This window comes from Micromonospora yangpuensis (genome assembly GCF_900091615.1).
GTDB classification, from domain to species: Bacteria; Actinomycetota; Actinomycetes; order Mycobacteriales; family Micromonosporaceae; genus Micromonospora; species Micromonospora yangpuensis.
The window spans coordinates 3,074,992-3,100,942 of sequence record NZ_FMIA01000002.1 but is presented as its reverse complement, the minus strand read 5'-3'; the positions used below and the strand labels follow the sequence as shown (position 1 = coordinate 3,100,942).

General features: G+C 69.6%; 18 protein-coding genes and 2 pseudogenes. 14 read left to right on the top strand and 6 right to left on the bottom strand.

Features of this window, described 5'->3' with window-relative positions:
* Positions 1–319: 319 nt before the first annotated feature.
* The 3 genes from GA0070617_RS14155 to GA0070617_RS14145 all read left to right on the top strand — a co-directional run bounded on the left by GA0070617_RS14155 (position 320) and on the right by GA0070617_RS14145 (position 5,708).
* A complete protein-coding gene (locus tag GA0070617_RS14155; RefSeq protein WP_091437441.1) occupies positions 320–3,865 on the top strand; it encodes a ThuA domain-containing protein in 3,546 nt (1,181 codons plus the stop codon).
* A 233-nt stretch (positions 3,866–4,098) separates the two neighbouring features.
* Complete coding sequence (locus GA0070617_RS14150) at positions 4,099–4,860, top strand: FadR/GntR family transcriptional regulator (protein ID WP_091437437.1); 762 nt, start codon at positions 4,099–4,101, stop codon at positions 4,858–4,860.
* Between the two features lie 134 nt (positions 4,861–4,994).
* Positions 4,995–5,708, top strand: coding sequence for a hypothetical protein (locus tag GA0070617_RS14145; RefSeq protein ID WP_091437434.1), 714 nt, complete (start codon positions 4,995–4,997; stop codon positions 5,706–5,708).
* Between the two features lie 12 nt (positions 5,709–5,720).
* Here GA0070617_RS14145 and GA0070617_RS14140 read toward each other — a convergent pair whose 3' ends face one another.
* Positions 5,721–6,758 (bottom strand): glycoside hydrolase family protein, encoded by a 1,038-nt coding sequence (locus tag GA0070617_RS14140; protein ID WP_091437431.1) that lies wholly within the window; start codon positions 6,756–6,758, stop codon positions 5,721–5,723.
* Between the two features lie 260 nt (positions 6,759–7,018).
* Between GA0070617_RS14140 and GA0070617_RS14135 the strand changes: the two genes are divergently transcribed.
* The 5 genes from GA0070617_RS14135 to GA0070617_RS14115 all read left to right on the top strand — a co-directional run bounded on the left by GA0070617_RS14135 (position 7,019) and on the right by GA0070617_RS14115 (position 12,812).
* Positions 7,019–8,032 carry a LacI family DNA-binding transcriptional regulator gene (locus tag GA0070617_RS14135; RefSeq protein ID WP_229688626.1) on the top strand — a complete coding sequence of 338 codons (1,014 nt, stop codon included), beginning with the start codon at positions 7,019–7,021 and terminating at the stop codon, positions 8,030–8,032.
* 73 nt (positions 8,033–8,105) lie between these two features.
* Positions 8,106–9,731 carry an FAD-dependent oxidoreductase gene (locus GA0070617_RS14130; RefSeq protein ID WP_091446385.1) on the top strand — a complete coding sequence of 542 codons (1,626 nt, stop codon included), beginning with the start codon at positions 8,106–8,108 and terminating at the stop codon, positions 9,729–9,731.
* A gap of 16 nt (positions 9,732–9,747) precedes the next feature.
* Positions 9,748–11,019, top strand: a complete 1,272-nt coding sequence (locus GA0070617_RS14125; protein WP_091437423.1) for an ABC transporter substrate-binding protein — start codon at positions 9,748–9,750, stop codon at positions 11,017–11,019.
* A 10-nt stretch (positions 11,020–11,029) separates the two neighbouring features.
* The gene (locus tag GA0070617_RS14120; protein ID WP_091437420.1) at positions 11,030–11,980 is read left to right on the top strand and encodes a carbohydrate ABC transporter permease; all 951 of its coding nucleotides are present in this window, start codon (positions 11,030–11,032) and stop codon (positions 11,978–11,980) included.
* Positions 11,970–12,812 carry a carbohydrate ABC transporter permease gene (locus GA0070617_RS14115; protein ID WP_091437416.1) on the top strand — a complete coding sequence of 281 codons (843 nt, stop codon included), beginning with the start codon at positions 11,970–11,972 and terminating at the stop codon, positions 12,810–12,812. Before GA0070617_RS14120 ends, GA0070617_RS14115 begins: the two co-directional genes overlap by 11 nt.
* Before the next feature lie 212 nt (positions 12,813–13,024).
* Here the strand turns inward: GA0070617_RS14115 and GA0070617_RS29910 are convergent, their stop codons facing one another.
* Complete coding sequence (locus GA0070617_RS29910) at positions 13,025–13,669, bottom strand: Imm32 family immunity protein (RefSeq protein ID WP_139135661.1); 645 nt, start codon at positions 13,667–13,669, stop codon at positions 13,025–13,027.
* A 1,075-nt stretch (positions 13,670–14,744) separates the two neighbouring features.
* Here GA0070617_RS29910 and GA0070617_RS30560 point away from each other — a divergent pair.
* Positions 14,745–14,924 carry a hypothetical protein gene (locus GA0070617_RS30560; protein ID WP_175440528.1) on the top strand — a complete coding sequence of 60 codons (180 nt, stop codon included), beginning with the start codon at positions 14,745–14,747 and terminating at the stop codon, positions 14,922–14,924.
* Positions 14,925–15,771: 847 nt separating this feature from the next.
* On the opposite strand, the pseudogene GA0070617_RS14095 reads toward GA0070617_RS30560, so the two are convergent.
* Both GA0070617_RS14095 and GA0070617_RS14090 read right to left on the bottom strand, forming a co-directional pair.
* A pseudogene (locus tag GA0070617_RS14095) lies at positions 15,772–17,241 on the bottom strand (polymorphic toxin-type HINT domain-containing protein); the annotation flags it as partial.
* A gap of 46 nt (positions 17,242–17,287) precedes the next feature.
* The gene (locus GA0070617_RS14090; protein WP_091435527.1) at positions 17,288–18,550 is read right to left on the bottom strand and encodes an IS256 family transposase; all 1,263 of its coding nucleotides are present in this window, start codon (positions 18,548–18,550) and stop codon (positions 17,288–17,290) included.
* Positions 18,551–18,661: 111 nt separating this feature from the next.
* On the opposite strand from GA0070617_RS14090, the gene GA0070617_RS14085 reads away from it, so the two are divergent.
* From GA0070617_RS14085 to GA0070617_RS14070, 4 genes are read left to right on the top strand one after another with little or no spacing between them, the layout of a single operon-like run.
* On the top strand, positions 18,662–19,324 hold the full coding sequence (locus tag GA0070617_RS14085; RefSeq protein ID WP_091437398.1) for an LLM class oxidoreductase: 663 nt from the start codon (positions 18,662–18,664) through the stop codon (positions 19,322–19,324).
* Positions 19,321–19,755 (top strand): OsmC family protein, encoded by a 435-nt coding sequence (locus GA0070617_RS14080; protein ID WP_091437394.1) that lies wholly within the window; start codon positions 19,321–19,323, stop codon positions 19,753–19,755. Before GA0070617_RS14085 ends, GA0070617_RS14080 begins: the two co-directional genes overlap by 4 nt.
* 56 nt (positions 19,756–19,811) lie before the next feature.
* Positions 19,812–20,363, top strand: coding sequence for a flavin reductase family protein (locus GA0070617_RS14075; RefSeq protein WP_091437389.1), 552 nt, complete (start codon positions 19,812–19,814; stop codon positions 20,361–20,363).
* Positions 20,360–21,940: a DUF4139 domain-containing protein gene (locus GA0070617_RS14070; protein ID WP_091437386.1), complete on the top strand. Its 1,581-nt coding sequence runs from the start codon at positions 20,360–20,362 to the stop codon at positions 21,938–21,940. Before GA0070617_RS14075 ends, GA0070617_RS14070 begins: the two co-directional genes overlap by 4 nt.
* A 5-nt stretch (positions 21,941–21,945) precedes the next feature.
* On the opposite strand, the gene GA0070617_RS14065 is transcribed toward GA0070617_RS14070, so the two are convergent.
* A complete protein-coding gene (locus GA0070617_RS14065) occupies positions 21,946–22,947 on the bottom strand; it encodes a MerR family DNA-binding transcriptional regulator (protein ID WP_091437381.1) in 1,002 nt (333 codons plus the stop codon).
* A 215-nt stretch (positions 22,948–23,162) separates the two neighbouring features.
* Positions 23,163–23,795: pseudogene (locus GA0070617_RS14060) on the bottom strand (HEAT repeat domain-containing protein); the annotation flags it as partial.
* A 131-nt stretch (positions 23,796–23,926) separates the two neighbouring features.
* Here GA0070617_RS14060 and GA0070617_RS14055 point away from each other — a divergent pair.
* Positions 23,927–25,918 (top strand): acyl-CoA dehydrogenase family protein, encoded by a 1,992-nt coding sequence (locus GA0070617_RS14055; RefSeq protein ID WP_091437377.1) that lies wholly within the window; start codon positions 23,927–23,929, stop codon positions 25,916–25,918.
* The last annotated feature ends 33 nt before the right edge of the window (positions 25,919–25,951 follow it).

Genomic DNA, 25,951 nt, shown 5'->3' with positions numbered 1-25,951 from the left:
TCCCGTCACCCATCGACCGGACACGACACCAGCCCGACCGAGATCGACAGATCAAAGGGGAGCAGTCAGGGGAAGAAATGTTAGCAAAAACATTGACAGTCATTGATGTCGATCCCATCCTGACTCTGCGCCACCACGGGCTCCAGCCCGGTCAAGAATGACGCTGCGTGACATATCGCGGCGCTGACTGCCGTCGCGGCGGACGGTACGACGACCGACCGGACACCCGCACCTCACGCGCGCTGCGACCCGGCGCGCCGTGGGGATGCGGGTGGCCCGTGGTCACCACCCCGTTGCTCCGCCCGACCTAGGAGACGGCATGCGTCGCAACACCCTCATCACCGGGGTGATCACGGGCCTGGTGCTCGCGTTCGCCCTGGTCAATCCGGCAACGGCGGCTCCCGCCTTCCGCGCCCTGCTGTTCACCAAGACAGTCGGTTACCGTCACGACTCAATCCCCGCCGGGATCTCGATGTTCCAGCAACAGGCGGCGGCGAACAACTTCGAGCTGGTGCACAGCGAGGACTCCAGCGTCTTCACCCCCGCCAACCTCGCCACCTTCGACGTGCTCATCATGTTCCAGACCTCGGGCATGGTGTGGACCTCGGCGGCCCAACGCCAGGCGGTGGAGGGCTACCTCGCCAGCGGCAAGGGCATCGTCGCGGTACACAACGCCACCGACATGGGCATCGAGGGCGAGTACCCGTGGTGGGACCAGACGGTCAACGCCGGCGCGCACATGACCGAGCACTCCCCCGGTGTGCTGCCCGGCACCGCCATCGTCGCCGACAGGAAACACCCGTCGACGGCCGGCCTGCCGGACCGCTGGAACCGCAGTGAGGAGTGGTACAACTTCGACCGCAATCCCCGGGGCGACGTACACGTCCTGGTCACCGCGGACGAGCGGACGTACAACCCGGGTGCCCGGGCGATGGGGCCCGACCATCCGATCTCCTGGTGCCGCAACGTCTCCGGCGGCCGGGTGTGGAGCACCGGCATGGGACACGCCATCGAGTCCTACAGTGAGACCCACTTCCGCAACCACATCCTGGGCGGGGTCAAGTGGGCCGCCGGCAACGAGCCCGGCGACTGCGGCGGCACGGTCTGGGGCAACTTCGAGAAACGCGCCCTGGACGACAACACCGTCGACCCGATGGCGCTGGCCGTGGCACCGGACGGCCGGGTGCTCTACGTCCAGCGCGGCGGGCAGGTGAAGATATTCAAACCCGGTACGAACAGCACCGTCACCGCCGGCACGCTCAGCGTCTACACCGGTGGCGAGGACGGACTCACCGGGTTGGCCCTGGACCCCAACTTCGCCACCAACGGCTACGTGTACCTGTACCACTCCCCCGCCGGCAGCGCCACGGACGTCAACCGGGTCTCCCGCTACACCCTCACCGGCGACACCCTGAACACCTCCAGCGGGGTGACCGTCATCGACATCCCGGCCACCCGGGACCGGACCTTCCCCGAGCCCGGACACACCGGCGGTTACATCGAGTTCGGGCCGGACGGCAACCTCTACATCGGCACCGGTGACGACGTGCCGCCGAACCTCGACCCCAACTGGCAGGGCTACGCCCCGCTGGACTGGCGCTCCGGCAAGGCGAACCTGGACGCCGCCCGGACCGCCGGCAACACCAACGACCTGCGTGGCAAGCTGCTGCGGATCCGGCCCCAGGCCAGCGGCGGTTACACCATCCCGGCGGGCAACCTCTACCCGCAGGGCACCGCGCAGACCCGGCCGGAGATCTACGCGATGGGCTTCCGCAACCCGTTCCGCTTCTCCATCGACCCCGCCAACGGCTGGGTCTACCTGGCCGACTACGGGCCGGACCGCAACCCGCCGACGACCAACCGGGGCCCCGAGGGGCTGGTCGAACTCAACGTGATCAAGGCCCCGGGCAACTACGGCTGGCCGTTCTGCCACGGCGACAACCAGCCCTACGCCCCGTACAACCCGGACACCGGCGTGGTCGGGGCGAAGTTCAACTGCTCCGCGCCGGTCAACAACTCGCCGAACAACACCGGCCTGACCAGCCTGCGGCCGGTCGTCGCGCCCAACCTGTGGTACGGCTACGGCACCTCGCCGAACTTCCCGGAACTCGGCTCCGGCGGCTCCGGGCCGATGGGCGGCCCGGTCTACCGGTACGATCCGGCGAACCCGTCGCCTACGAAGTTCCCGCCCTACTACGACGGCGTGCACTTCTTCTACGAGTGGTCCCGCAGCTACCTCAAGGAGGTGCACTTCGACTCGGCCACCGCGGTGACCCGGACCAACTCCTTCCTGCCCAACGGGCGGTTCAACAAGCCGATGGACCTGGAGTTCGGCCGGGACGGCTCGCTCTACCTGCTGGAGTGGGGCACCAACTTCGGTGGCGGCAACAGCGACTCCGGGCTGTACCGCATCGACTACGTCCAGGGCGGCCGGTCACCGGTGGCCAAGGCGACCGGCACTCCGACCAGCGGCAACGCGCCGTTGACCGTGCAGTTCAGCAGCGCCGGCACCGCCGACCCCGACCCCGGAAACACGCTGAGCTACCAGTGGACCTTCGGCGACGGCACCACCTCGACGGCGGCCAATCCGTCGCACGTCTACACCGCCAACGGCAACTACACGGCCCAGCTGAAGGTCACCGACAACACCGGCAAGACCGGTTTCGCCAACGTCACGATCACCGTGGGCAACACCGCGCCGGTGGTCACCATCACCACCCCCGCCAACGGTGGCATGCTCACCTTCGGTGACCGGGTGTCGTACCAGATCAGCGTCACCGATCCGGACGGCGGCACGGTCGACTGCGCCAAGGTGATCCTCAACCCGGCGCTCGGCCATGACGACCACGCGCACGAGACCACCGAGTACCCGGGCTGTTCGGGCACCATCTCCACCGACCTGCTCGGCGGGCACCCCGACGGCGCCAACCTGTTCTACGTGCTCAACGCCCGCTACACCGACAACGGCGGCGCGGGCGGGGCGGCGCCGCTGACCGGGTACGCGCAGGTGATCCTGCAACCCAAGCACAAGCAGGCCGAGTACTACAGCAGCCAGTCCGGCACCCGGGTGATCGACCAGGCCGCGGCGGAGAGCGGCAAACGCGTCGGGGACATCTCCAACAACGACTGGGTGGCGTTCACCCCGATGAGCCTGTCGGGCATCAGCACCGTCAGCTACCGGTTGTCCTCGCCCTCGGGCGGCGGCACGATCGAGTTGCGCGCCGGCTCACCGACCGGCACGCTGCTGGCCACCACCCCGGTGCCCAGCACCGGCGGCTGGAACAACTACCAGTCCACCCCGCCGGTCAACGTCACCGCGCTGGCCGGCACCCACCAGCTGTACCTGGTGTTCAAGGGCAGCGCGAACAACTGGTTCGACCTGGACTCGCACACCTTCGGCGGCTCGGGTGTCGGCACGCCCGGCCCCACCGGCGTGGCCGGCCGGACCTGGACGCTGACCGCCCAGCACAGCGGCAAGGTGATGGACGTCAGCGGGGTCTCCACCGCCGACGGCGCCCAGATCAACCAGTGGGCGGCCACCGGCGGCAACAACCAGAAGTGGCAGGCCGTTGACGCCGGTGGCGGCGCGGTGTACCTCAAGGCGGTGCACAGCGGCAAGTGCGCCGAGGTGACCGGCGGCTCCACCGCCGCCGGCGCCTTCCTCCAGCAGGCCGCCTGCACCAACGGCAACCAGCAGAAGTTCACCGCCACCGCCACCGGGACCTCCGGGGTGTACACGGTGCGCAGCGTGCCGAGCGGGCTCTGCCTGGACGTCAACGGCGGCGCCACCACCGACGGGGCCCGGCTGGTGCAGTGGACCTGCCACGGGGGTACCAACCAGCAGTGGCGGTTCGGCGCGGCCTGACCGCCCACCGCCGGTTAGTGACCGGTGACGGTCCGGCCGGGACGTCAGTCCCGGCCGGACCGTCGGCTCGGTGCCGGCCGGCGGGTGACACCTCGTGGCGCGACGACGGCAGGACGACGGCCCGATCATCCATCACAGACCGAAAGGTAGATCGTATGACGTATCACGTCCATCCTCCGCCGTAGACTGACCCACGGACGCCGGGCCCACGGCGGGCCACCCGGAGGAAGAACATGTCGCCACCGCAGGAGACCGCCCTGCCCGCTCCGACCTGGTCGCGCCGGCCGACCAACCTCGCCAGGGCCGTCACCGCCGAGCTGGTGGAGCGCATCGTCGCGGGGGTGCACCCGTCCGGTACACCGCTGCCGCCGGAGCCGGCGCTCTGCCGGACCTTCTCGGTGAGCCGGACCGTCGTGCGGGAGGCGGTCAAGATCCTCCAGGAGAAGGGCCTGGTCCAGGTCCGCCAGGGTGCGGGCACCATGGTCACCCCGTCGGCGATGTGGGACATGCTCGACGAGCTCGTCCTGGCCGCCACCATCGCCAAGGACGACAGCCTGGCGATCCTCGACGACCTCGTGGTGACCCGGCGACTGCTGGAGTCCGACATGGCCAACGTCGCGGCCCGCCTCGCCGACGCCGAGACCGTCGACCGGCTGGGGACCATGGTGGAGCGGATGGACGAGCTGCTCGACGACCACGTCACCTACCACGAGCACGACCGGGCCTTCCACGACACGGTCATGCAGGCCTCCGGCAACCGCATCGCCCGGGGCGTCGTCCGGGCGCTGGAGAGCCAGGTCGTCAACACCGTCCGCTACATGGGCCGGACCGAACCCGCGCTCTGCGCGGCGTCCAACCGTGGGCACCGGCTCATCTACGAGCGGATCGCCGCGCACGACCCGGAGGGTGCCGCGCAGGCGATGTTCACCCACATCACCGAGGCCTGGCTGGTCCGTCGGGGCGGCTCCGCGGACCCGGTGCGGCTGCGCCGCTGACTAGCGGCCCAGACATCACACGTCAAACGACTGATGTCGATTTTTCAACGCTCGGTCACCCCCCACCGCCGCACCGGGCGGCCGCGACGCACTAGCATTGCCGCGGTCCGCGACGGCTGCTGAAACGAGGCGAGATGCGGTGGCTCCGGCAGTTACTGGGTGGCAGGCAGGTCCAGCTGGATCCGGTACGACAGCAGGAACTGCTCCGCGAGGTCCGGGGCCGCTACGGCGACCATGCGCGGGTCCGGTTCGCCGACCAGGTAGGCGCGGTCGCCCAGCTGCTCGGTGACGACGACGGCCTGGTGGTGGCGGCGCGGATCGTCGGTGACGCCGCCGACGAGGCCCACGCGGACCTGCAGGCCCAGGCCCACGAGGTGCACCGGCGCACCGGGCGCCGACTGCTGGTGCACCGCCGTAACTACCGGCCGCTGTGGAAGGAGGCCGGCCACGCGCTGCGCTGGCCGCTGTTCGCCCTGCCGTCCGGCCTCCACCCGTACGCGCAGGTGACCGCCGCCGTCGCGGTCGTCGGTGCGAACGCCGACCGGCTGGACCGGGTCACCGACCCGGTCCCGGTGGTGACCCGGGTGTTCGAGGTGCTCGACCTCACCACCGCCGGCTGGGAGTACGGCCGGGTGCGGTTGGACACCGATGCCGCCACCCTGGCCGACTCGCTCATCTCGACCGCCGCCCAGGTGCTCGCCACGATGGACGATCCACCCCGGCTGCCCCCGGCGGTCCGGGAACTGATGCGCCGCAACAACACCCTGGACGTGCTGGATCCGGCCGTCGCCCGGGTGGTCGGCCGGTTCAACCCGGGCGCGCGGATGCGGGAGATCCTGCTGGCCTGAGCCCCGGCGGGGTCAGCCGGCGCGGGCGACGCAGATCCGGGCGTCCAGGCGGGGGCCGGCCTCGTAGAGCATGTACGACACGCCGCCGTCGGTGCCGAAGCTGGGCGCGGCGACCCGGCCGTTGTCCGAGGCAACCGGGGCGTGGAAGACCCCGAGGTGCACCTCCCGGTCGAAGTTGTTGCCGACCTCGGTGATCCGGATCCGCCCGTCGTTGCCGTGGTACGCCACGTACGTGGTGCCGTTGCGGGTCAGCAGGTGCGGGCCGGAGATGTCGGTCAGCCCGTCGCCGGCCGGCGAGACCAGCGGATTGGGGGCGAACTGCCACTGGTCCCACCCGTTCGGCGACCACCCCCAGAAGATCTTGCGGGTGCCGGGGCCGACGGTGTGCGCGCCCATGAAGAGCATGACGTACGTGTTGTTCCGCCCGGCCACCCGGTGCGCGAAGACCCGGGCGTACGAGGTCTCGGTGGTGTTCGGCACCAGGCGGGTGCTCAGGATCGGCGTCTCGTCGGTGAAGGTGATGCCGTCGCGGGAGCGGGCCACCCGGGTGGTGGTGTTCTCGCCGTGGAAGTAGAGGAAGAACTCCCGGCTGGAGTCGTTCCACACCACGTGCGGCGAGGAGACGTGGCTGACCGTGGTGGTGGGCAGCCGCCGGTCCACGATCGGGTTGCCCGGGTGCTCGGTGTAGGGGCCCTCCAGCCGGTCGGCGTAGGCCAGGCAGATGCCGCCGGGGGCGTCGTGCGGGGCGTAGTAGAGGTAGTACCGCCCCCGGGCGCCGGAGATCTTGTCGTAGACCCCACGCACGCACGGAAAGATCGTCTCGCCGGTCGGGTCGTAGGCCAGCGGTCGGGCGAACGCGTCGCGGACGTACCGGTAGCTGGGGAAACCGGCCGGTCCGCCGAGGGCGGAACCGGCGGCGAGGGTGCCACCGAGCGCGGTGCCGGCGGCGGTCGCGGTGCCGAGCAGGGCCGCGCCGCGCAGCAGGCCGCGGCGGCTCACCGCGGCCGGACCGGGTGACGCGGACGGGCTGCGCAGGGGTTCGTTCTCCATCGGATCTCCCCACCGTCAGTGACCGTGTGTGAGATCCCGCTCGACGAGGGAGCGGGCCTCGTGATCGATGAGTCTGCGGCGGTCCGCGGGCCAGCGTCAAGGCGCTAATACGGATTATCACGCGCTTGCGGCCGAGAAGTTTTCGGTCGCCGAGGGTTGACGGCGGCGGGGACCGGGTCGCAGGATTTCACACCAACGTCGCTAATGCGTATTAGCACTGAAACGATTGGACACCGAGCGTGACCGGATCGCGTAGGCGGGTGACCCAGCAGGACATCGCCCGGATGACCGGCGTCAGCCAGGCCACCGTCTCCCTGGTGCTCAACGGCCGCGACGACGGCACCGTCCGGATCGCCCCGGACACCCGCGACCGGGTGCTGACCGCCATCCGCACCACCGGGTACGTCGCCGACCCGGTGGCCCGCCGGCTCGCCGCCCGGCACAACCGGATCCTCGGCGTGTTCACCTACGAGCCGGTCTTCCCGGCCGGCACCGGCGACTTCTACCACCCGTTCCTGGTCGGCATCGAGGAGTCCGCCGAACGGCTCGGCTGCGACCTGCTGCTGCTCACCAGCGCCCCGGTCACCGACGGCCGACGCCGCATCTTCCACCACGACAACCGGCTCCGGCTGGCCGACGGCTGCATACTGCTCGGCCGCTCCCTCGACCCCGAGGAGCTGGCCCGGCTGGTCGCCGAGGGACACCCCTTCGTGTCGGTGGGCCGGCGCGACGACGCCGGCGGACCGGTGCCCTACGTCGGTGCCGACTACCGCGCCGCCACCGCCGCCGTGGTCCGTCGGGCCCTCGACGCCGGCCACCGCGAGCTGGCGTACCTGGGTCAGGGCGCCACCGGCCCGGAGTCCCCCGCCGACCGGTTCGCCGGCTACCGCGAGACCCTGGACGCGGCCGGGCTGCCGGCCCGGCACCTGTCGACCGACCGCGACCCGGCCGACCTGCTCGACCCGCTGCTGGCCGACGGGGTCACCGCCGTGGTGGTCGAGGAGTACGCCGACGGCGTCGCCCTCGCCGCCGTCGCCCACGACCGGGGCCTGGCCGTCCCCACCGACCTGTCCATCCTGACCCTGGGCGACCCGACCCGGCCGACCAGCAGCGACCGGGAGTTCACCGGCTTCCGGATCCCCCGCCGCGAGATGGGCTGGCAGGCCGTCGAGGTGCTCACCGGGCTGCTCGCCGCGCTGCCCGACACGGTGACCCAACGGCTGCTGCCCTGCCAACCGGTCGACGGCACCACCCTGGCCCCACCCCGCCCCTGACCACACCCCTGCGGCCGCCACCTTCACGCGGGCGGCCACCCCCACCCCCCGGAAAGGACGGACCGTGCCCGAGATGCAGGCCGAGGTACTGATCGTCGGCGGTGGACTCGGCGGCGTCGCCGCCGCCCTGGCCGCGCTGCGCGCCGGCCGCACCGTACTGCTGACCGAGGAGTACGCCTGGCTCGGCGGGCAGCTCACCAGCCAGGCGGTGCCCCCGGACGAACACTCCTGGGTGGAGCACTTCGGCGTCACCGCCAGCTACCGGGCGCTGCGCGAGGGCATCCGGGAGCACTACCGCAACTGGTACCCGCTGACCGACCGGGCCCGACGCAGCACCGCGCTGAACCCGGGCGCCGGCCACGTCAGCCGGCTCTGCCACGAACCCCGGGTGGCGGTGGCGGTGCTGGAGAACATGCTGGCGCCGTACCGCGGGTCCGGGCGGTTGCGGGTGCTGCAGCCGTACCGGCCGGTGGCCGCCGACACCGACGGCGACCGGGTCACCGGGGTCACCGTGCAGCACCGGGACACCGGCGAGCGGCTGCACCTGAACGCGCCGTACGTGCTGGACGCCACCGAGACCGGCGAGTTGCTGCCGCTGACCGGCACCGAGTACGTCACCGGCTTCGAGTCCCGGGCCGACACCGGCGAGCCGAGCGCGCCCGAGCAGGCCCAGCCGACCAACATGCAGGCCGTGTCGGTCTGCTTCGCGGTCGACCACGTCGACGGCGACCACACCATCGACAAACCCGCGGCGTACGACTTCTGGCGGGACTACCAACCGCCGTACTGGGGCGACCGGATGCTGTCGTTCCGCTCCCCCAACCCGCGCACGCTGGAGATCTCCGAGCGCAGCTTCACCCCGAACCCCGACGACGACCCCTGGCTGGTCCAGGCCGACCAGCGGGTCAACCCCGGCGACGGCAACCTGTGGACGTTCCGGCGCATCGCCGCCCGGCGCAACTTCCTGCCCGGGGCGTACGACAGCGACATCTGCCTGGTCAACTGGCCGATGATCGACTACTTCGAGCAGCCGCTGATCGACGTGGCCGACCCCGACGCGGTCATCGCGGCGGCCCGGGAGCTGTCCCTGTCGGTGCTGTACTGGCTGCAGACCGAGGCCCCCCGCACCGACGGCGGCACCGGCTTCCCGAGCCTGCGGCTGCGCGGCGACGTCACCGGCAACGGCACCGCCGCCACCGGTGGCGACCTCACCCACAGCGGCCTGTCCCAGGCCCCCTACGTGCGCGAGTCCCGGCGCATCCGCGCCGAGTACACAGTGGTCGAGCAGGACCTCTCCCTGGCGGTCCGGGGCGACAAGGGCGCGGTCAGCTACGCCGACTCGGTGGGCGTCGGCATGTACCGCATCGACCTGCACCCCTCCACCGGCGGCGACAACTACGTAGACGTGGCCTCCTGCCCGTTCGAGATCCCGCTCGGCGCGCTGATCCCCCGGCGGGTGGAGAACCTGCTGCCCGCCGGCAAGAACATCGGCACCACCCACATCACCAACGGCTCGTACCGCCTGCACCCGGTGGAGTGGAACATCGGCGAGGTCGCCGGCCTGCTCGCCGACTTCTGCCTGGCCCGGCGGGTCACCCCCCGTGCGGTGCGCTACACCCCCGGCCTGCTGGCCGACTTCCAGCACCGCCTCGCCGACGCGGGTGTCGAGCTGCGCTGGCCCGACATCACCGGCTACTGAGGAAGGACACACCCAGATGAGGATCCGGTTGACGGCCGTCGTCGCGCTCAGCGCGCTGCTCGGCCTGACCGCCTGTGGCGGCGACTCCGCCGAGTCCGACGGCCCGGTCACCCTGCGGATGACCACCTGGTCGGCGAACGAGGCCCACCTGAAACTGTTCAACGAGATCGCCGCCGAGTACACCGCGGCCAACCCGAACGTCGCCGGGATCACCTTCGACCCGCTGCCGTTCGAGACCTACACCACCACGCTGACCACCCAGATCGCCGGCGGCAACCCACCCGACCTGGCCTGGGTGCTGGAGAACTCGGCCCCCGACTTCGTCAACTCCGGCGCGCTGGTCCCGCTGGACGACACCCTCAAGGCCACCGACGGGTACGCCTTCGACGAGCTGACCCCGGCCGCGACGAAGCTGTGGCAGACCGACGGCAAGCTGTACGCGTACCCCTTCTCCACCTCGCCGTTCGGGGTCTTCGTCAACACCGACCTGCTGACCACCGCCGGGGCGAAGAAGCCGGCGGAGCTGATCGCCGGCGGCCAGTGGACCTGGCCGAACGCGCTGTCCGCCGCCTCGACGGTGCAGGCGAAGACCGGCAAGGCCGGCCTGGTGGTCCGCGACTTCGACTACAAGAACTGGGACTTCCTCTCCACCGTGTGGACCGGCTGGGGCGCCCAGGCGTGGAGCGAGGACGGCAAGACCTGCGGCTTCGACTCCCCGGAGATGGTCGAGGCGATGACCGCCCTGCACCGGGGCATCTTCGTCGACAAGGCACTGCCCGGACCGGGCACCACCGCCGACTTCTTCGCCGGTGAGGCCGCCATGACCATCACCCAGATCTCCCGGGCCTCCCTGCTGGCCGACCAGAAGTTCGACTGGGACCTGGTGCCGCTGCCGGCCGGCCCGAAGGGCGAGTACGCGGTCATCGGCCAGGGCGGCATGGGCGTGCTCAAGCAGGGCCGCAACGCCGAGGCCGCCGCCGACTTCCTGGCGTACCTGACCAACCCCACCAACTCGGCGAAGCTGGCCCAGTTCTTCCCGCCGCCGCGCACCTCGCTGCTGACCGCCGAGACGCTCGCCAAGACCAACCCGCTGCTGAGCCCGAAGCAGCTGCAGGACGTGGTGCTCGACGGGATCGCCGAGGGCGTGGTGAAGCCCAGCCACACCGGCCAGGCCGAGCTGAGCCAGGCGGTACGGGCCGCGCTGGACCCGCTGTGGCGTCCCGACGCCGACGTGCGGGGCGTACTCCAGGGCACCTGCGCGGCGATCAACCCGCTGCTGGCGAAGTAGGCGAACCCGGATGTCGGTCCTGACCAGGGACACCCCGCGGCGGGCCGGAGACCGGCCCGCCGCGGCGCCCCGGCGCGGCTGGTGGACCAACCGCCGCCGCGACCACCTCGCCGGCCTGCTCTTCGTCGCCCCCCAGCTGGTCGGCACGGTGCTGTTCGTGCTGGTCCCCCTCGGCCTGGTGTTCTGGTACAGCCTGCACGAGTGGAACGTGCTCGCCGGCACCTTCGAGTTCGTCGGCCCGGACAACTACCGGAGCCTGGCCGAGGACGCGAACCTGCCGTCGGTGCTGCGGGCCACCGGGCTGTTCTCGGTCGGCCTGGTGGCGCTCAACCTCAGCCTGGCCCTGCTCCTGGCGGTGCTGCTCAACCAGCGGCTACGCGGCACCGTGGTGTTCCGGACGCTGTTCTTCTCCCCGGTGGTGGTCTCGCTGGTGGCCTGGACGATCGTCTGGGGTTTCCTGCTGCAGGACAACGGCGGGGTCAACGGGGCGCTCGGCGCGGTCGGCGTGGACGGCCCGAACTGGCTGCGCGGCGACACCACCGCCCTGCTGTCGGTGGTCGTGGTGCAGGTGGTGAAGAACGTCGGTCTGAACATGGTGCTGTTCCTGGCCGCCCTGCAGGGCGTGCCGGCGGAGCTGTACGAGGCCGCCCGGGTCGAGGGCGCCGGCGCCTGGACCCGGTTCCGGCGGATCACCGTGCCGCTGATCAGCCCGACCATCCTGCTCACCTCGATCATCACCGTGGTCGGCTCGTTGCAGGTGTTCGCCCAGATCGCCGTGCTCACCCAGGGCGGGCCCGGCACCTCGACCACGGTGCTCGTCTACTACCTCTACCAGCAGGCGTTCCAGTTCCACCAGTTCGGCTACGGCGCGACCCTGTCGGTGCTGCTCTTCCTGATCGTGCTGGTGCTCACCGTCGTGCAGTGGCGGATGCGCAGAAGGTGGGTCCACCATGAACAGTAGGCTCCCCGCCCGGGTCAGGGTCGCGCTCTACGGCGCACTCTGCCTGCTGGCCGTCCCGTTCGTCTTCCCCACCTGGTGGATGGTCACCTCGTCGGTCAAGCCGGTCAGCGACATCTTCGCCTTCCCACCGTCGCTCTTCCCCACCGACGCCAGCCTCGCGGCGTACCGGCGGGTCTTCGAGCTGCAACCCTTCGCGCAGCAGTACTTCAACAGCGCCTACATCGCGGCCGTGGTCACCATCGGCACCCTGGCCGTCTCCTCACTCGCCGGGTACGCCTTCGCCCGGATCCGCTTCCGGGGCCAGCACGTGCTCTTCGTGGTGGTGCTGGTCGGGCTGCTCATCCCGAGCGAGGTGACCATCGTGCCGCTGTTCCGGATGTTCAACTCGTGGGGCCTGGTGGACACCCACTGGCCGCTGATCCTGGTGCCGATCTTCGGCGCGCCGAGCGTGCTGGCCACCTTCATCATGCGGCAGTTCTTCATCACCCTGCCCGGCGAGCTGGAGGAAGCCGCCCGGGTCGACGGGCTGGGCCGGCTCGGCACCTTCTGGCGCATCGCGTTGCCGCTGGCCCGGCCGGCCCTCGGCGCGGTGGCGATCTTCACCTTCCTGCACAGCTGGAACCTGTTCCTGGAGCCGATCGTCTTCCTCTCCTCACCGGAGAAGTTCACCCTCCCCCAGGCGCTCACCCAGTTCGTCGACATCTACGGCGGACCGATGTGGGACGTGCAGCTCTCGGCCGCCTCGATGACCGCCGTGCCGGTCCTGGTCATCTTCGTGCTCGCCCAGCGGCAGTTCGTCGAGGGGCTGGCCCACACCGGCCTGAAGGGCTGACCGCACCCTCCCGGTGATTGCGGCGGGGCGGAACAGCTTGCCTGCTCGTGACCTTGACACGCGCGTGCGGGGACCTGGGCCTGACCGACAGGCCCTCACCCGCTTCCTACGCTTCCACCAACACCAAACACGCCTCAAAACCCCTGGCCAACGACCCGGCACGTGACTATGCAATAGCCTGACGGTGGCGGTGCCGGAGAACACGCAGGCCGCTACTCCAGCTCGATCCGAACCCCAAAAGAGCCTTCCTCGAACCAGCCGCAGTAGTCGTCGAAATCCAAGTGCGATCCAGCCGGTGCGCTGGGCTGCGCGAGGGTGAGCAGGTGACGGGCGAGCGAAGTAAGCCCGGCCGCGTTACCCGAGATAAGGATCGTCTTCGCCGTCGTATCGAGCACACCACCATCACACTCCTTCCCGTATAGCAGAAACTCCTCCCATTCGAAGTCGACAGTATCGCCACGAACATCCACCACTAGAGCTTTGGAATTCTCCGGATCAGCGTCAAAAAGGTTCCGCACTGCGCTAACCACGACGTCACACTCAGCACTTTCGAGACCATCAGTATGATAGGTCTGGACTTCCTGGTTGCGCGGATAGAAAACATGACTGCACGTAACATCGATATCTGCAGAAAGCCACCATTCCACGGAAATTTCACGACCCACTCGTTGGCCGATCAACTCGGCAACGCGCTCCGGAGCGACATCAACGCCATTGCCGTCGATATCGAGTAGAACTGCGACGCCCTTCGCGGGATGAACCAGATTAACTCCCCACCCCTTCAGCAGGGTGACCTGACGTTGAAAAGAATCGCCAGTAGAGGCATTTCTTACCCACTTGACGAAGCCGTCGGCCATCAGTCACTTCTCGACATATTTAAACTATTCACGTCATCTTCTTCAAACACACTTTCCGCCTGGTCAATCGCAGACTACTGCGCCCCTCCTCACCCTGACCTCAAGGCCATCCGATCTACTCCTTTCAGTATGACCCGGTTAGAGGCGCCAGACTTAGTCCGACGCTTCCAACTTGGCCACAGCACCGCCGCCGCAGCCCTGTGGAGAACACAAGATGGCCACCAAGCCGCTGCGCCTACCCCTCACTTTGCCCTACGGACCGGACATAGTCCGCGAATTGGAGCCACTTTGCCGATTCATAGAAACGTCCATACCGTATCCCGAGGCCGACTATGTGCCACCAAGACGGCGCCGGCCCACCGGGCAGATATCCCCGTCGGGCCGGCGCACCAATAACCACAACCACGCACATCGCCGATGAAGTTCACCGGGAAGCGCAGCCAACAATCTTCACCCTGGCAAACTCAGTACGGTATTTTCCGGGCAAGAAAGTTGACACTTGAGAAACTAATTCTTGGACACCGTAGAAATTCCGCTCAATGCGAGTGCGAACACATTTACTAGAACCTCCCTCACGTCTGGATCCCTATCTATACGCGTCAACGAATCGAATCTCGCTGGAGAAATGTCGATAGTTGCAACTCCACCCCGACCACCCCCACTCGTCACAGAAAAAAGGACAGCGCACCGGTAGGCACGGATCGGGCCACCTCTCGTCTCCCTCATTAAAGGTGACACCAGAACACTGTCCTCTTTTACCTGAGCACGAAGAGCATCGAGTGACGTCCACCTGCTGGCGAAGCCGCTACTCTCCGCGTCCCGCTGGACTTCCAGTAATGACTCAAAGGTGATGTGGCATATACGAAAGTCTGGATCTTGTTGTCTCACCATGGACATCAGACTTGCGAATCCTCTCGTTAACAAACTTCAACGATACGCCGGAAAACGGTTCCGCAGAAGAGCGTGATCGGTGATCTCCCCGTCCAACGCCCACTCCAGGACCGCTTGGTCAACTGCTGCAGCAGCCCACCACCGGTCAGCGGCATGAGGGTCCGGTCGGGGCGCGGCTGGTCGGGTGTCAGTCGTCGGTGAGAGCAAGACCCACGGCCTCATCGATGCCGTAATCAAGTACCAGGCCGACCGCGGCAACTTCGCCCAGCAGTCTGAACACCTGCGGCGTCTCAGCAGCAACGAGCGTGCCACGCCGCCCGGCAAGCGCTCCCGCACCAGCTGCCAGCGCACGCCGAAGCAGTAAGCCAGCCGGACCAAGGCCCTCGACCAAGATCCGACTGGGTCACAACTGCTCTACAGGATCAAGAGATGCGGTCCGACAGAAGCCGGGCCGCGCGCACGCGCTCAAGGCCTACGGCCGGCACGCACGCCCATCAATACCGGACCGACCCACCGCCACGGCGACGACCCGGGGTCAAAATGAACCCGTTCACCGACCCCCGGGCGTCAAGGACCCCGACGATTGACGCCGCGGCGCTACGCGGCACGGCATCCAGACGCCTGGACCCGGGAATCGACGCATGCCGATACGCGTCCCGGACTGACGGCGACCGTGACGACAGCCCGGAAAGACCACCGCACCCTCGGGCAACCCCCGACTACGAAACGTAGCCGTGACGGCAAGGGCAGGCGACGACCGTCAGGGCGCCGCCTGACCCGCTTGACCGTGCAACGACGCAACCGCTCAGTGCCCCCGAAATATCCGAGCGATCTCCGCCTTCTGGTCGGCAATTGATACGACCTCTGAACAGTCCGCCGGCGCAAAAACGTCAACCAGGTCCTCGTCAGACACCGGTCGTCCAACTGGAAGCAGGTACGCCAACCGACCATTGCTCATCTGACGCGTCATCCCGGATGGACTTACATTCCTCCTAGCCCCTTGGCAACACAGGAGCAGACTTTGCGATTCAAGATCCGCGCGGACTGAGATAAGACACTCAAACAGGTCAACACCCGAATATTTCCGAGGCTCCCCATGGCCCCAACGAGCTTGAAGGGCCGCTGGATCCTCGGATAGCAAGGTGAGCTCCACCTGGGCGTTCCCACCGTCGGATCCAGTGGCCAACAATTTGTAAAACATCGCTGCCACGTTACCTCCCACCGCCATAATTAGGATTCACGACCCGCGCACCGTCAGGCAAGCGACAGGAGACGATACATTCCGGTGCAATGCTTCTAGGAACTGCTACTTCACGCTCATGCGAGAAGGGATTTCCTGGAAATTCCTTGTTGACATCCACACCATCCGCGCGCACTTCATAGACGTTGCCACCCCTGTTTATCGCCACGCGCTCGCTTGTCGTTGTGGAAACATAACCAGAATCTCGCGACCACCCAGAGGCATGTTCCAGAACATCCATGTTATCCCCACGAGATTCGAAGCCATTGGCGAATATTTCGCTCGGATCCCGAGTGTCGCTCCGGTAAAGCGTCTGACTACCGCAGTTGTGCACCAGCACGGGAGTGTTGCCGGCGAGAACATAGTACGTGTGGATGTTGTCGATGGTGAGGTCGTACATTACCCGCTGGCCGAGGTGGGACCTGACCTGCGACACGGTCACCGGCGCCCCGTCGGCCGAGAGCATCCGCTCACCGGCACGCAGCCCACCCGCCCCGACCCAGGCCGACCGGTCCCGACTCCAGAACGGATGATCCACCGTCGTCTCGACCAGCACCGGCCCGGCAACCGTCGACAAGGTCAGATCAGCAAGCTCCACATCCAGGTTGACATGGGTGGCCACCACCTCCCGGACACCGGCCGCACCCGTCTCGGGATCCTCGGCGACGACCCGGTCTCCCGTGCGCACCGCCTCGATCGGACGCACCGAGCCATCCGCCAGCAGCACCAGCGTGCCCGGAGCAAAACTGTGCTTGGCACACTTGAGATAACTCTTCACCCCGCCGATCAGGTCACCGAGCAGACCCTTCACCCTGCTCGTCAGGTTCGCGAACTTCTTCCACTTCCACGGCGCACCGTATCTGGCCGCCAACTTGCCCAACGCCCCACCGATCGCGGCACCCGCCACGTTCGCCGCCGTCGCCAGGCAACCACCCATGTCACCCTTGAGGAAACAGTCCAGGGCGTCGGTGATGCCCAACTCGTCCATCAGGATCTTCGCCAACGCCTTCGCGGCGTTCAGCATCTTCGCCTTCGCCGCGGCGATCCGCCGCTGCCGCTCCTTCTCCGCCGCCGCCCGCGCCGCAACCGCCCGCTCCTGCGCCGACGCCCGCGGATTGTTGTGCACATTGATCTTCGGCTCGTCCGGATCGTACGCACCCGAACACCCACCACAACCGTCGTTGTGCCCCTTGACCTTGTGGTAGTTGCCGTACATGTCCTCGTAGTCCGCACCCGGGCCACACGCGTCGTCCGCACACGCCCGCAACCCGTCCGGATCCGAGTACGACACCGGGTTGTTGTTCGCGTACGCGTACCCGTTCATCTGTTGCGGATCGTTGACGTCGATGATCGGATCCACCGACACGAAACGACCCGCGACCGTGTCGTACTCCCGCGCCCCGATGTTCACCAGACCGGTCGTCGCATCGATGTTGCCGGGGAGTGTGGCGATTTCCGTGTTTGGGCCTGTGGTGTGATCGAGGTTGTTAGATGGTGATCCGGTCGCTGTAGGCCAGGATCAGGGCGTTGAGGGCCTTGGCCCAACCGTAGACCCGGCCGGTGATACTCCCGCCGCCCCGGCGTTTCTGCTGGACGACGAGGTAGAGGACCTTCATCGCGGCCTGCTCGGTCGGGAAATGCCCGCGGCGGCGGGCGGCCTGCCGGAACCGGGCGTTCAGGGACTCGATGATGTTGGTGGTGTAGAGGACTTTGCGGACCTCGTGGTTGTAGTCCAGGAACGGCACGAACTGGGGCCAGGACTGGCGCCACAGCTTGATGACGGCCGGGTAGCGGTCGCCGAACTCGGCGGCGAACGCCTCGAACCGGGTCTCGGCGGCGGCCACCGTGGGCGCGGTGTAGATCTCCCGCAACGCGGGGGTGATCTTCTGCCAGTCCTTGCGGTTGGTGTAGCGCAGGCTGGCTCTGACGAGGTGGACGACGCACTGCTGATGCACCGCGAGCGGCCACACCTGTTCGATCGCGTCGGTCATGCCCTTGAGTCCGTCGGAGCAGACCATGAACACGTCCTCGACGCCCCGGTTACGCAGTTCGGTGAGGTAGGCGGCCCACTGCTTGGCGCCCTCACCGCCGGTGCCGGCCCACATGCCGAGCACGTCGCGTTCCCCGTCGAGGCTGATCCCCACGACGACGTAGACGGGTCGGTTCGCGACCTGCCCCTGGCGGATCTTCATCACCAGGGCGTCGATGAACACCACCGGATAGATCCGGTCCAGGGGGCGTTGCCGCCACGCTTCCATGTCGGCCAGGACACTGTCGGTGACCCGGCTGATCAACTCCCGGGACACCTCGGCGTCATACACATCGGCGAGATGCGCGGAGATCTCCCCGGTCGTCAACCCTTTCGCGTACAACGACAGGATCGCCTCGTTGAAGCCGTCAAGGCGGCGGGCGTGTTTCGGCACGATCCGCGGGGTGAACGACCCGGCCCGGTCCCGAGGGACCTGGATCCGCACCGGCCCGACCTCGGTCTGCACCGTCTTCACCCCGTGACCGTTACGGATGTTGACCCGCCGACCGGTCTCCTCGTCAACACCGGCGTCGTCGAGGTGGGCGTCCAACTCGGCGTCGAGCGCTGATTCCAGGACGGTGCGGGTAATCCCGGCGAGGAGCCCACCCGATCCGACCAACGAGACTCCGTCGGCCTTGGCCCGCTCGACCAACTGCTGGGCGAACTCCCGCTCCGCCACCGACGGCCCCGGAAGCTGAACCGGATTCTTCTTGTCTGCCATGACGTGGTCCTTCCTGGACAGGATCGACGTCCTGTCCAACGGACCACACCCAGGTCAAACACGGAAATCTACGCAGTCCCCTCGCTGGAGTACGCCGCCAAGTACGCCGAGATGCGGTTCATCCAGTGGCGGCACGCCGACTGGAACAGGGCGTACTACGCCGACGTCAAGTCCCGGGTGGTCCGGCACGGCCGCCCGGCCGAGGACCATCTGCTCATCGCGGGGATCACCCCGTACGTCGCGGAGAACGCGCGTGCCGCGCACGCCAAGTTCCGTGAGGTACAGGATCTGAACACGAACGTCTTCATCCCGCAGGTGCTCTCCGACCAGTTCGGCATCGACCTGTCCGGCCACACCGGCACCGACCGGGTCCTGGCGGCGATCGACCGCTCGCTCACCCCGGAGAAGGCCTGGATCATCGACAACGCGATCGCGAGCTTCGACGACGAGGACATCACCCTGGAGGACCTGACCCACTACCTCGGCAACAACCCGATGTCGCAGCCCGCGATCGTGGGTGACGCCGCGGACCTCGCCGACTTCATCGAGTCCAACTTCCGGGAGCAGGCGTTCGACGGCCTGGCGATCTGCCAGCCCTACTGGCCCGGACCGGCGGCGTCCTTCGTCGACCTGGTGGTGCCGGAGCTGCAGCGACGAGGCGTCTTCCGCAGCGAGTACACGACCTCGACGCTGCGCGAGCACCTCGGGCTCCCGAGCGCGCCGAACCGGTTGGCCGAGCGTACGGCGGCCACCGAGACCGGCGGTGCGGCATGAGCACCACTGCCACCGAGCGCCAGCCGGCCGTGTTGACGCTGCGGACGACCCCGGTGGTGGGACGGTTCGTGGCCGACGGCGGGGAGGTGACCTTCACCATCGACAACGGCAAGCTGTTGGACGTCGTCGAACACGCGGGCACGGCGCACTACTTCCTGGCTGGCCTGGCGGGGTGTGCGCTGAACCTGATCGCGGCTCGCTCGGTGGAGTGGGAGTTGCCGTACCCGCACCTGGAGCTGTCCGCGTCGTACCTGGTCGACGCGGACGACAGCACCCGGTTCGAGTGGATCGACCTGAGCTTCAGGTTCTCCGGCACCGCCGAGGAACTGAGCCGACGCTACGTCGACGACTTCACCGCACGGTGCCCCATCTACAACACGCTCGTCCGGGGTGGCGCACCCATCGCCGTCCGCCTCGACGCGGTCGGCTGATTCCGGCAGGACCGGTCGACGCGACGGTAGCCGCCCCATCCATCAGGAGGATTGTCTTGACTGCCCCCGCCGAGCCGATCGAGCCGGTAGGTCCGGAGACGTTCCGCTCGCTTCTTCGCCAGCAGGCCGCATCCGTCGCGGTGGTCACCGCCGCAGGTGCCCCGCCGGTGGGATTCACCGCCACCTCGTTCACCTCGGTGTCGCTCCAACCGCCGCTGGTGTCGTTCTGTCTGGCCCGCTCATCCTCGAGCTGGCCGGCCGTGGCCGGCGCGGCGCACGTGGCGGTGCACCTGCTCGGTGAGGATCAGCGGGACATCGCCCGAACCTTCGCCACCAGTGGGATCGACCGGTTCACCGCATCCCCCGGTTGGCGGAACGGCCCGTACGGAGTGCCATTGCTACCCGGTCCGATCGCCTGGCTGCTCTGCCGGGTGACGCAGCGGGTGCCCGCCGGGGACCACGTGATCGTGCTGGCCGAACCCCTGACCGGTCAGCAGACCGGGGGCGCGCCGTTGCTCTACCACCGTGGGCGCTACACCGGACTACGGCCGCCTACGCAGCCGACGGAGGGCGGTACGGGCGCGGTTGGACTACCCTCGCCGCCGTGACCACAGCGGAGTTGCACGCACCCATCGTCGCCGTCACCGTCTATCCGGACCGGGCCCGGATCACCCGCCGGGGCAGCGCCCGGCTGGCCGCCGGCGAACACCGGTTACGCCTGGCACCACTGCCGCTGGGGCTGCACCGCGACTCGATCCGGGTCGGCGGCCGGGGCGCGGCCACGGTGCTGGGCGTGGACGTGACCACCTGGCGGCAGGCCCGCAGCGCCGACGACCAGGTGAGTGGGTGGGAGCAACGGCACCGGGAGCTGGCCGAGGAGTTGGCCGAGATCGACGACGCCGACGAGATCGAGCAGCAGCGCGGCGAGTTCCTCGGCCGGCTGGCCGAGCGGGCCGGTGGCACGTACGCCCGGGCGTTGGCCGGCGGCGACGCGAGCCCGGCCGACGTGGCCGCCTTCACCGACTCGGTGGCCGGTCAGCTCGCCGAGTCCCGTGCCCGGCTACGCGCGCTGGCCCGGCGGCGCACCGAGCTGACCGAGGAACAGGCAGTGCTCCAGCGGCACCTGGACGCGGCGCACGGCAAGCGGGAGCCCGACCGGCTGGCCGCCGAGGTGACCGTCTCGGCCTCAGCCGACGACACCGAGCTGGACCTGGAGGTCAGCTACCTGGTGGACGGGGCCCGTTGGCAGCCCTCCTACGACCTGCGGCTGGTCGAGGAGACCATGACCGTTACCTGGTTCGGGCTGGTCAGCCAGGACACCGGGGAGGACTGGCCGGAGTGCGAGCTGGCGCTGTCGACCGCCCGGCCGGCGGCGGCGACCGCCGTACCCGAGTTGTCGCCCTGGTATCTGGACCGGTTCCGGCCCGCCCCGCCGCCGCCCGCGCCGACGGCCTCGTTCGGCTCGCCGCCACCGCCGGGCGGGGGCCCGGCGCTCACCGGGGTCGCGGCGCGGGCCGGTCGGCCCCGGCCGAAGGTGCGGGAGCAGGTCGCCGAGGTGGAGCAGGGCATCAGCGCCGCCACCTACCGGCCGGCCCGTCCGGTGGCGGTGCCGGCCGACGGCAGCGCGCACCGGGCCACCATCGCCGTCCTGGAGCTGCCGACGCGCACCGACTACGTGACCGTGCCACTTCGCGCCACCGAGGCGCACCTGCGGGCCACCGTCGGCAACACCTCCGCGCACACGTTCCCGCCCGGCCCGGCGGCGGTGTTCCACGGCGCCGACTTCGTCGCGACCACCCGGCTGCCCGTCTGGGCCCCCGGCGAGGAGACCGAGTTGGCGCTGGGGGTGGACGACCGGGTGCGGGTGGAGCGGAAGCTGCACCGGCGGACCGAGACCCGGGCCACCCTCGGCTCGACCCGCCGGCGGGACGTCGAGTACCAGATCACCGTGGCCAACCACACGCCCCGGCCGGCCACCGTCGAGGTACGCGACCAGCTGCCGGTCTCCCGCGACGAGGCGGTCGTCGTCCGGGACACCACGCTGGTGCCGCCGCCGGCCGAGCGCAGCGAACTGGGTGAGGTGGTCTGGCGGCTACGGTTGGGCCCGGGCGAGAGCGGCGAGATCGGCCTGGGGTTCCGGGTGGAGATCCCCAAGGGGGTCGAGCTGACCGGCTGGCGGGAATAGGCCGGCTATCCCCCGGCAGCTGCCAGCTGGGCCGAGGCGATGGCGGCGACCACCCGGTCGTCGTCGTGGGCCAACTCCCGCAGGAGGCCGTCGGCAACCCCGGGGGGCAGCTCCACGAGGGCCTGGGTCAACCGGATCCGCACCGCCGGCTGCCCCGGGTGGGCGGCGAACTCGTCGGCCAGGGCACCGACGATCCGCTCCGCGTTGCCGGGTGCGGCGGCCAGCGACCCGAGCACCTCGGCCGCCTCGACGTCGTTGGCGCCCTCGACCACCATGGCGACGAGGGTGGGCACGGCCCCGGCCCCGCCCCGGGTGCCCACGGTCAGGGCGGCGGGCCGACGGACCGTCGGGTCCGGGTCGTCGAGGGCCTCGGTGAGCAGGGCGGTCGACGCGTCGCCGGGTAGCTCGGCGACCGCCCGTACCGCCCGCCGCCGGACCTCGACGTGCCTGGAGCGGATCCCGGCGGCGAGCGGGGCCACCCCGGCGTCACCCGCCCGGGCCAGCGCCCACCGCAGCGCCCCGGCGACGTGCGGGTCGGCCTCGGCCAGGACGGCTGCGGCCAGCAGTTCGGCGGGGACCGGCACCTCATCGGCCGGGACCAGCACGCTCTGCTGCCGGCGCGCGGCGCTGGGCGAGTCGAGACCCCGCATCAGCTCGACGACACGCAGCACGTCCGACCAGTCCGACGGGGTCGAGGCGTCGATGGTCCGCAGCCGGTCGAGCAGTTCCCGGTCCCGCGCCAGCCGTTGTTCGGTCCAGCGGATCAGGTCACCGACCACGGCGGCCGGGGTGTGGGCGGGGTCCTCCAGCGCCCGGCCGATCTGGCGCAGCGACAGCCCCAGCGACCGCAGGCTCTCCACGTGGAAGATCCGGCGGATGTCGAGCGCCGAGTACTCCCGGTAGCCGCCGGTGGTGCGGCCGGTCGGGCGGACCAGCCCGAGCGAGTCGTAGTGCCGCAGCATCCGGATGCTCACCCCCGACCGGCGGGCCACCTCACCGATCAGCACACCGGTTCCCCGACGCCGTCGGGGCCGAGTAACGGTTCCCCGACGCCGTCGGGGCCGAGCAACGGTTCCCCGACGCCGTCGGGGCCGAGCAACGGTTCCCCGACGCCGTCGGGGCCGAGCAACGGTTCCCCGACGCCGTCGGGGCCGAGCAACGGTTCCCCGACGCCGTCGGGGCCGAGCAACGGTTCCCCGACGCCGTCGGGGCCGAGCGCGACGATCCGCTTCGCCTCCTGGACCGCGGCGTCGAAGTCGGCCTCCGGGTCGCGTAGCAGCAGCTCGGTGGCGCGGGCGTGCGCGCGTACCGCCGGGTCGGTGCTGGCCGCCGCGGTCCGCAGGGCCGGTTCGGCCACGTCGTCGAGGGCGGCCAGGGCCCGGCTGAGGCTGCGTCGTATCTCCCGGTCGCCGCGACCGAGCTGGGCGGCCAGTGCCGCGGCCAGCGGCTCCCGCTGGTCGTCGGGCACCAAAACGGCGGCGGCCCGCCAGGCGGTGCGGGCCACCTCGTCGTCCGCGTCGTGCAGCGACCGGACGACCGCCGGGTACGCCCCGCGGTCGCCGATCTTGGACAGGGTGTGCAGCGCCTGACTGCGGGCCTGGGCCGCCTCGGCGGCGAGTTCGGCGACGAGCCTGGGCACCGTCGTCTCCGGCGGCAGCCGGGTCAGCGCCCAGGTGAGCATCTCGCGGACGAACAGCTCCGGCTCGACCGCGCACCGTCGCACGAGTGCCTCCAGCATCGCGGGGTCGGGCTGCGTGCCGGCGGCCAGGGCGGCCCTGAGCCGGATCGAGGACTGCCCGGCGGCCAGGGCTGCGACCAGTCGGCTCTCCGGCGGGTTCGAACGGGTCGGGTTGATGGTGACCACCTCCAGGCACCAGTGGAAACCCTGTCACAGTGTCAGGGTCAAGCGAAGCCGGCTGTCGGGATCAACCACTTGTTACCCTTGGGTAGGTTCAGTGCCGCACACCAGCGTCCCGCGAGGTAGCCATGACCGATCACGCGCCCGGCCCCGTCGACCCCACCGTCCTGCGCCAGGTGCTCGACGGCCCGTGGGCCGAGGTCCGCGACGCGCACCGGGCACACCTCGACGAACGCTTCCTACCGGTGTACGGCGAGAGCGGCGACCAGGCGCGGGAGCGGATCACCCGGCTGCTCACCGAACTGCCCACCGAGGTGGGCATCGCCTCGGCCTTCCCCACCGGTCACGGCGGCCGGTCCGACGTCGGCGCCTCGATCGTGGCCAGCGAGATGCTGGCCCAGGTGGACCTGTCGCTGATGGTCAAGGCGGGCGTGCAGTGGGGCCTGTTCGGCGGGGCGGTCGTGGCCCTGGGCACCCGGCGGCACCACGAGGCGTACCTGCGTGACATCGCCTCGGCGAAGCTCCTCGGCTGCTTCGCGATGACCGAGACCGGCCACGGCTCCGACGTCCAGCAACTGCGCACCACCTGCACCTACGATCCGCAGACGCAGACCTTCGACCTGCACACCCCGCACGAGGCGGCCCGCAAGGACTACATCGGCAACGCCGCCCGGGACGGCCGGATGGCGGTGGTCTTCGCCCAGTTGATCACGGGCGGGCAGCGGCACGGCGTACACGCGTGGTTGGTGCCGATCCGCGACGAGCGGGGCAACCCGATGCCCGGGGTGACCATCGGCGACGCCGGGCCCAAGGCCGGCCTGGCCGGGGTGGACAACGGCCGGATCTCCTTCGACCACGTCAGCGTGCCGCGGGACATGCTGCTGGACCGCTACGGCCAGGTCGCGGCGGACGGCACGTACACCAGCCCGATCGACAACGACTCCCGGCGCTTCTTCACCATGCTCGGCACCCTGGTCCGGGGCCGGGTCAGCGTGGGCGGTGCGGCGTCGGCGGCCACCAGGTCGGCGCTGACCATCGCGGTGCGCTACGGCGACCTGCGCCGCCAGTTCGGTACCCCCGGGGCCGAGCGGGAGGTGCTGCTCAACGACTACCTCGCCCACCAGCGCAAGCTGCTGCCCGCGCTGGCCACCACGTACGCGTTGCACTTCGCGCACACCGAGCTGGTCACCGCCCTCGACCAGGCGCACCGCGACGACAGCCCGCTCGACGAGCACCGGCAGCGGGAGCTGGAGTCCCGGGCCGCCGGGCTGAAGGCCGCCCAGACCTGGCACGCCACCCGCACCATCCAGACCTGCCGGGAGGCCTGCGGCGGCGCGGGCTACCTGGCCGAGAACCGGCTACCCGGGCTCAAGGCCGACATCGACGTCTTCACCACGTTCGAGGGCGACAACACGGTGCTGCTGCAGATGGTGGCCAAGGGACTGCTGACCGGCTACCGGGACGCCTTCGGCTCGCTGGACGGCTGGGGCAGGGCCTCCTTCGTCGCCGAGCAGGTCCGGGAGATGATGATCGAGCGGACCGCCGCGCGGTCACTCATCCAGCGGCTGATCAGCGCCGTGCCCGGCCAGGACGACGAGGTCGCCGTCACCGACCGGGGCTGGCAGCTCAAGGTCTTCGAGGACCGCGAGAAGCACCTGCTCGACGGCGCGATCCGGCGGCTGCGCAACGGCGCGGCGACAAAGAAGGACCGCCCCTTCGACATCTTCAACGACGTCCAGGACCACGTCCTGACCCTGGCCGCCGCGCACGTCGACCGGATCACCCTGGAGGCGTTCGTCGCCGGCGTCGAGGCCACCACGGACCCGGCGGCGCGGGCCCTGCTCTCCCGGGTCTGCGACCTCTACGCGCTCAGCGTCATCGAGACCCACAAGGGGTGGTTCCTGGAGCACGGGCGGCTCACCCCGGCCCGGTCCAAGGCCGTCACGGCGGTGGTCAACGGTCTGCTCAAGGAGCTGCGCCCGCAGATGGGCACGCTGGTGGACGCCTTCGGCATCCCGCCGGCGTGGCTGCACAGCGCCATCCTGCGCGAGGAGGCCAACCGGCAGGAGACCATGGCGGCCCACGACGCCGCCGGCGATCCGCAGGTGGTCCCGGCCTAGCCACCCCGGCCGGATCACACCACCGGCTTGTTG

Coding starts and splice junctions, on each gene's coding strand:
- GA0070617_RS14155 (WP_091437441.1), top strand. CDS start 320: ATGCGTCGCAACACCCTCATCACCGGGGTGATCACGGGCCTGGTGCTC.
- GA0070617_RS14140 (WP_091437431.1), bottom strand. CDS start 6,758: ATGGAGAACGAACCCCTGCGCAGCCCGTCCGCGTCACCCGGTCCGGCC.
- GA0070617_RS14115 (WP_091437416.1), top strand. CDS start 11,970: ATGAACAGTAGGCTCCCCGCCCGGGTCAGGGTCGCGCTCTACGGCGCA.
- GA0070617_RS14130 (WP_091446385.1), top strand. CDS start 8,106: ATGCAGGCCGAGGTACTGATCGTCGGCGGTGGACTCGGCGGCGTCGCC.
- GA0070617_RS14080 (WP_091437394.1), top strand. CDS start 19,321: ATGAGCACCACTGCCACCGAGCGCCAGCCGGCCGTGTTGACGCTGCGG.
- GA0070617_RS14145 (WP_091437434.1), top strand. CDS start 4,995: ATGCGGTGGCTCCGGCAGTTACTGGGTGGCAGGCAGGTCCAGCTGGAT.
- GA0070617_RS14055 (WP_091437377.1), top strand. CDS start 23,927: ATGACCGATCACGCGCCCGGCCCCGTCGACCCCACCGTCCTGCGCCAG.
- GA0070617_RS29910 (WP_139135661.1), bottom strand. CDS start 13,669: ATGGCCGACGGCTTCGTCAAGTGGGTAAGAAATGCCTCTACTGGCGAT.
- GA0070617_RS14150 (WP_091437437.1), top strand. CDS start 4,099: ATGTCGCCACCGCAGGAGACCGCCCTGCCCGCTCCGACCTGGTCGCGC.
- GA0070617_RS14120 (WP_091437420.1), top strand. CDS start 11,030: ATGTCGGTCCTGACCAGGGACACCCCGCGGCGGGCCGGAGACCGGCCC.
- GA0070617_RS14085 (WP_091437398.1), top strand. CDS start 18,662: ATGCGGTTCATCCAGTGGCGGCACGCCGACTGGAACAGGGCGTACTAC.
- GA0070617_RS14090 (WP_091435527.1), bottom strand. CDS start 18,550: ATGGCAGACAAGAAGAATCCGGTTCAGCTTCCGGGGCCGTCGGTGGCG.
- GA0070617_RS14125 (WP_091437423.1), top strand. CDS start 9,748: ATGAGGATCCGGTTGACGGCCGTCGTCGCGCTCAGCGCGCTGCTCGGC.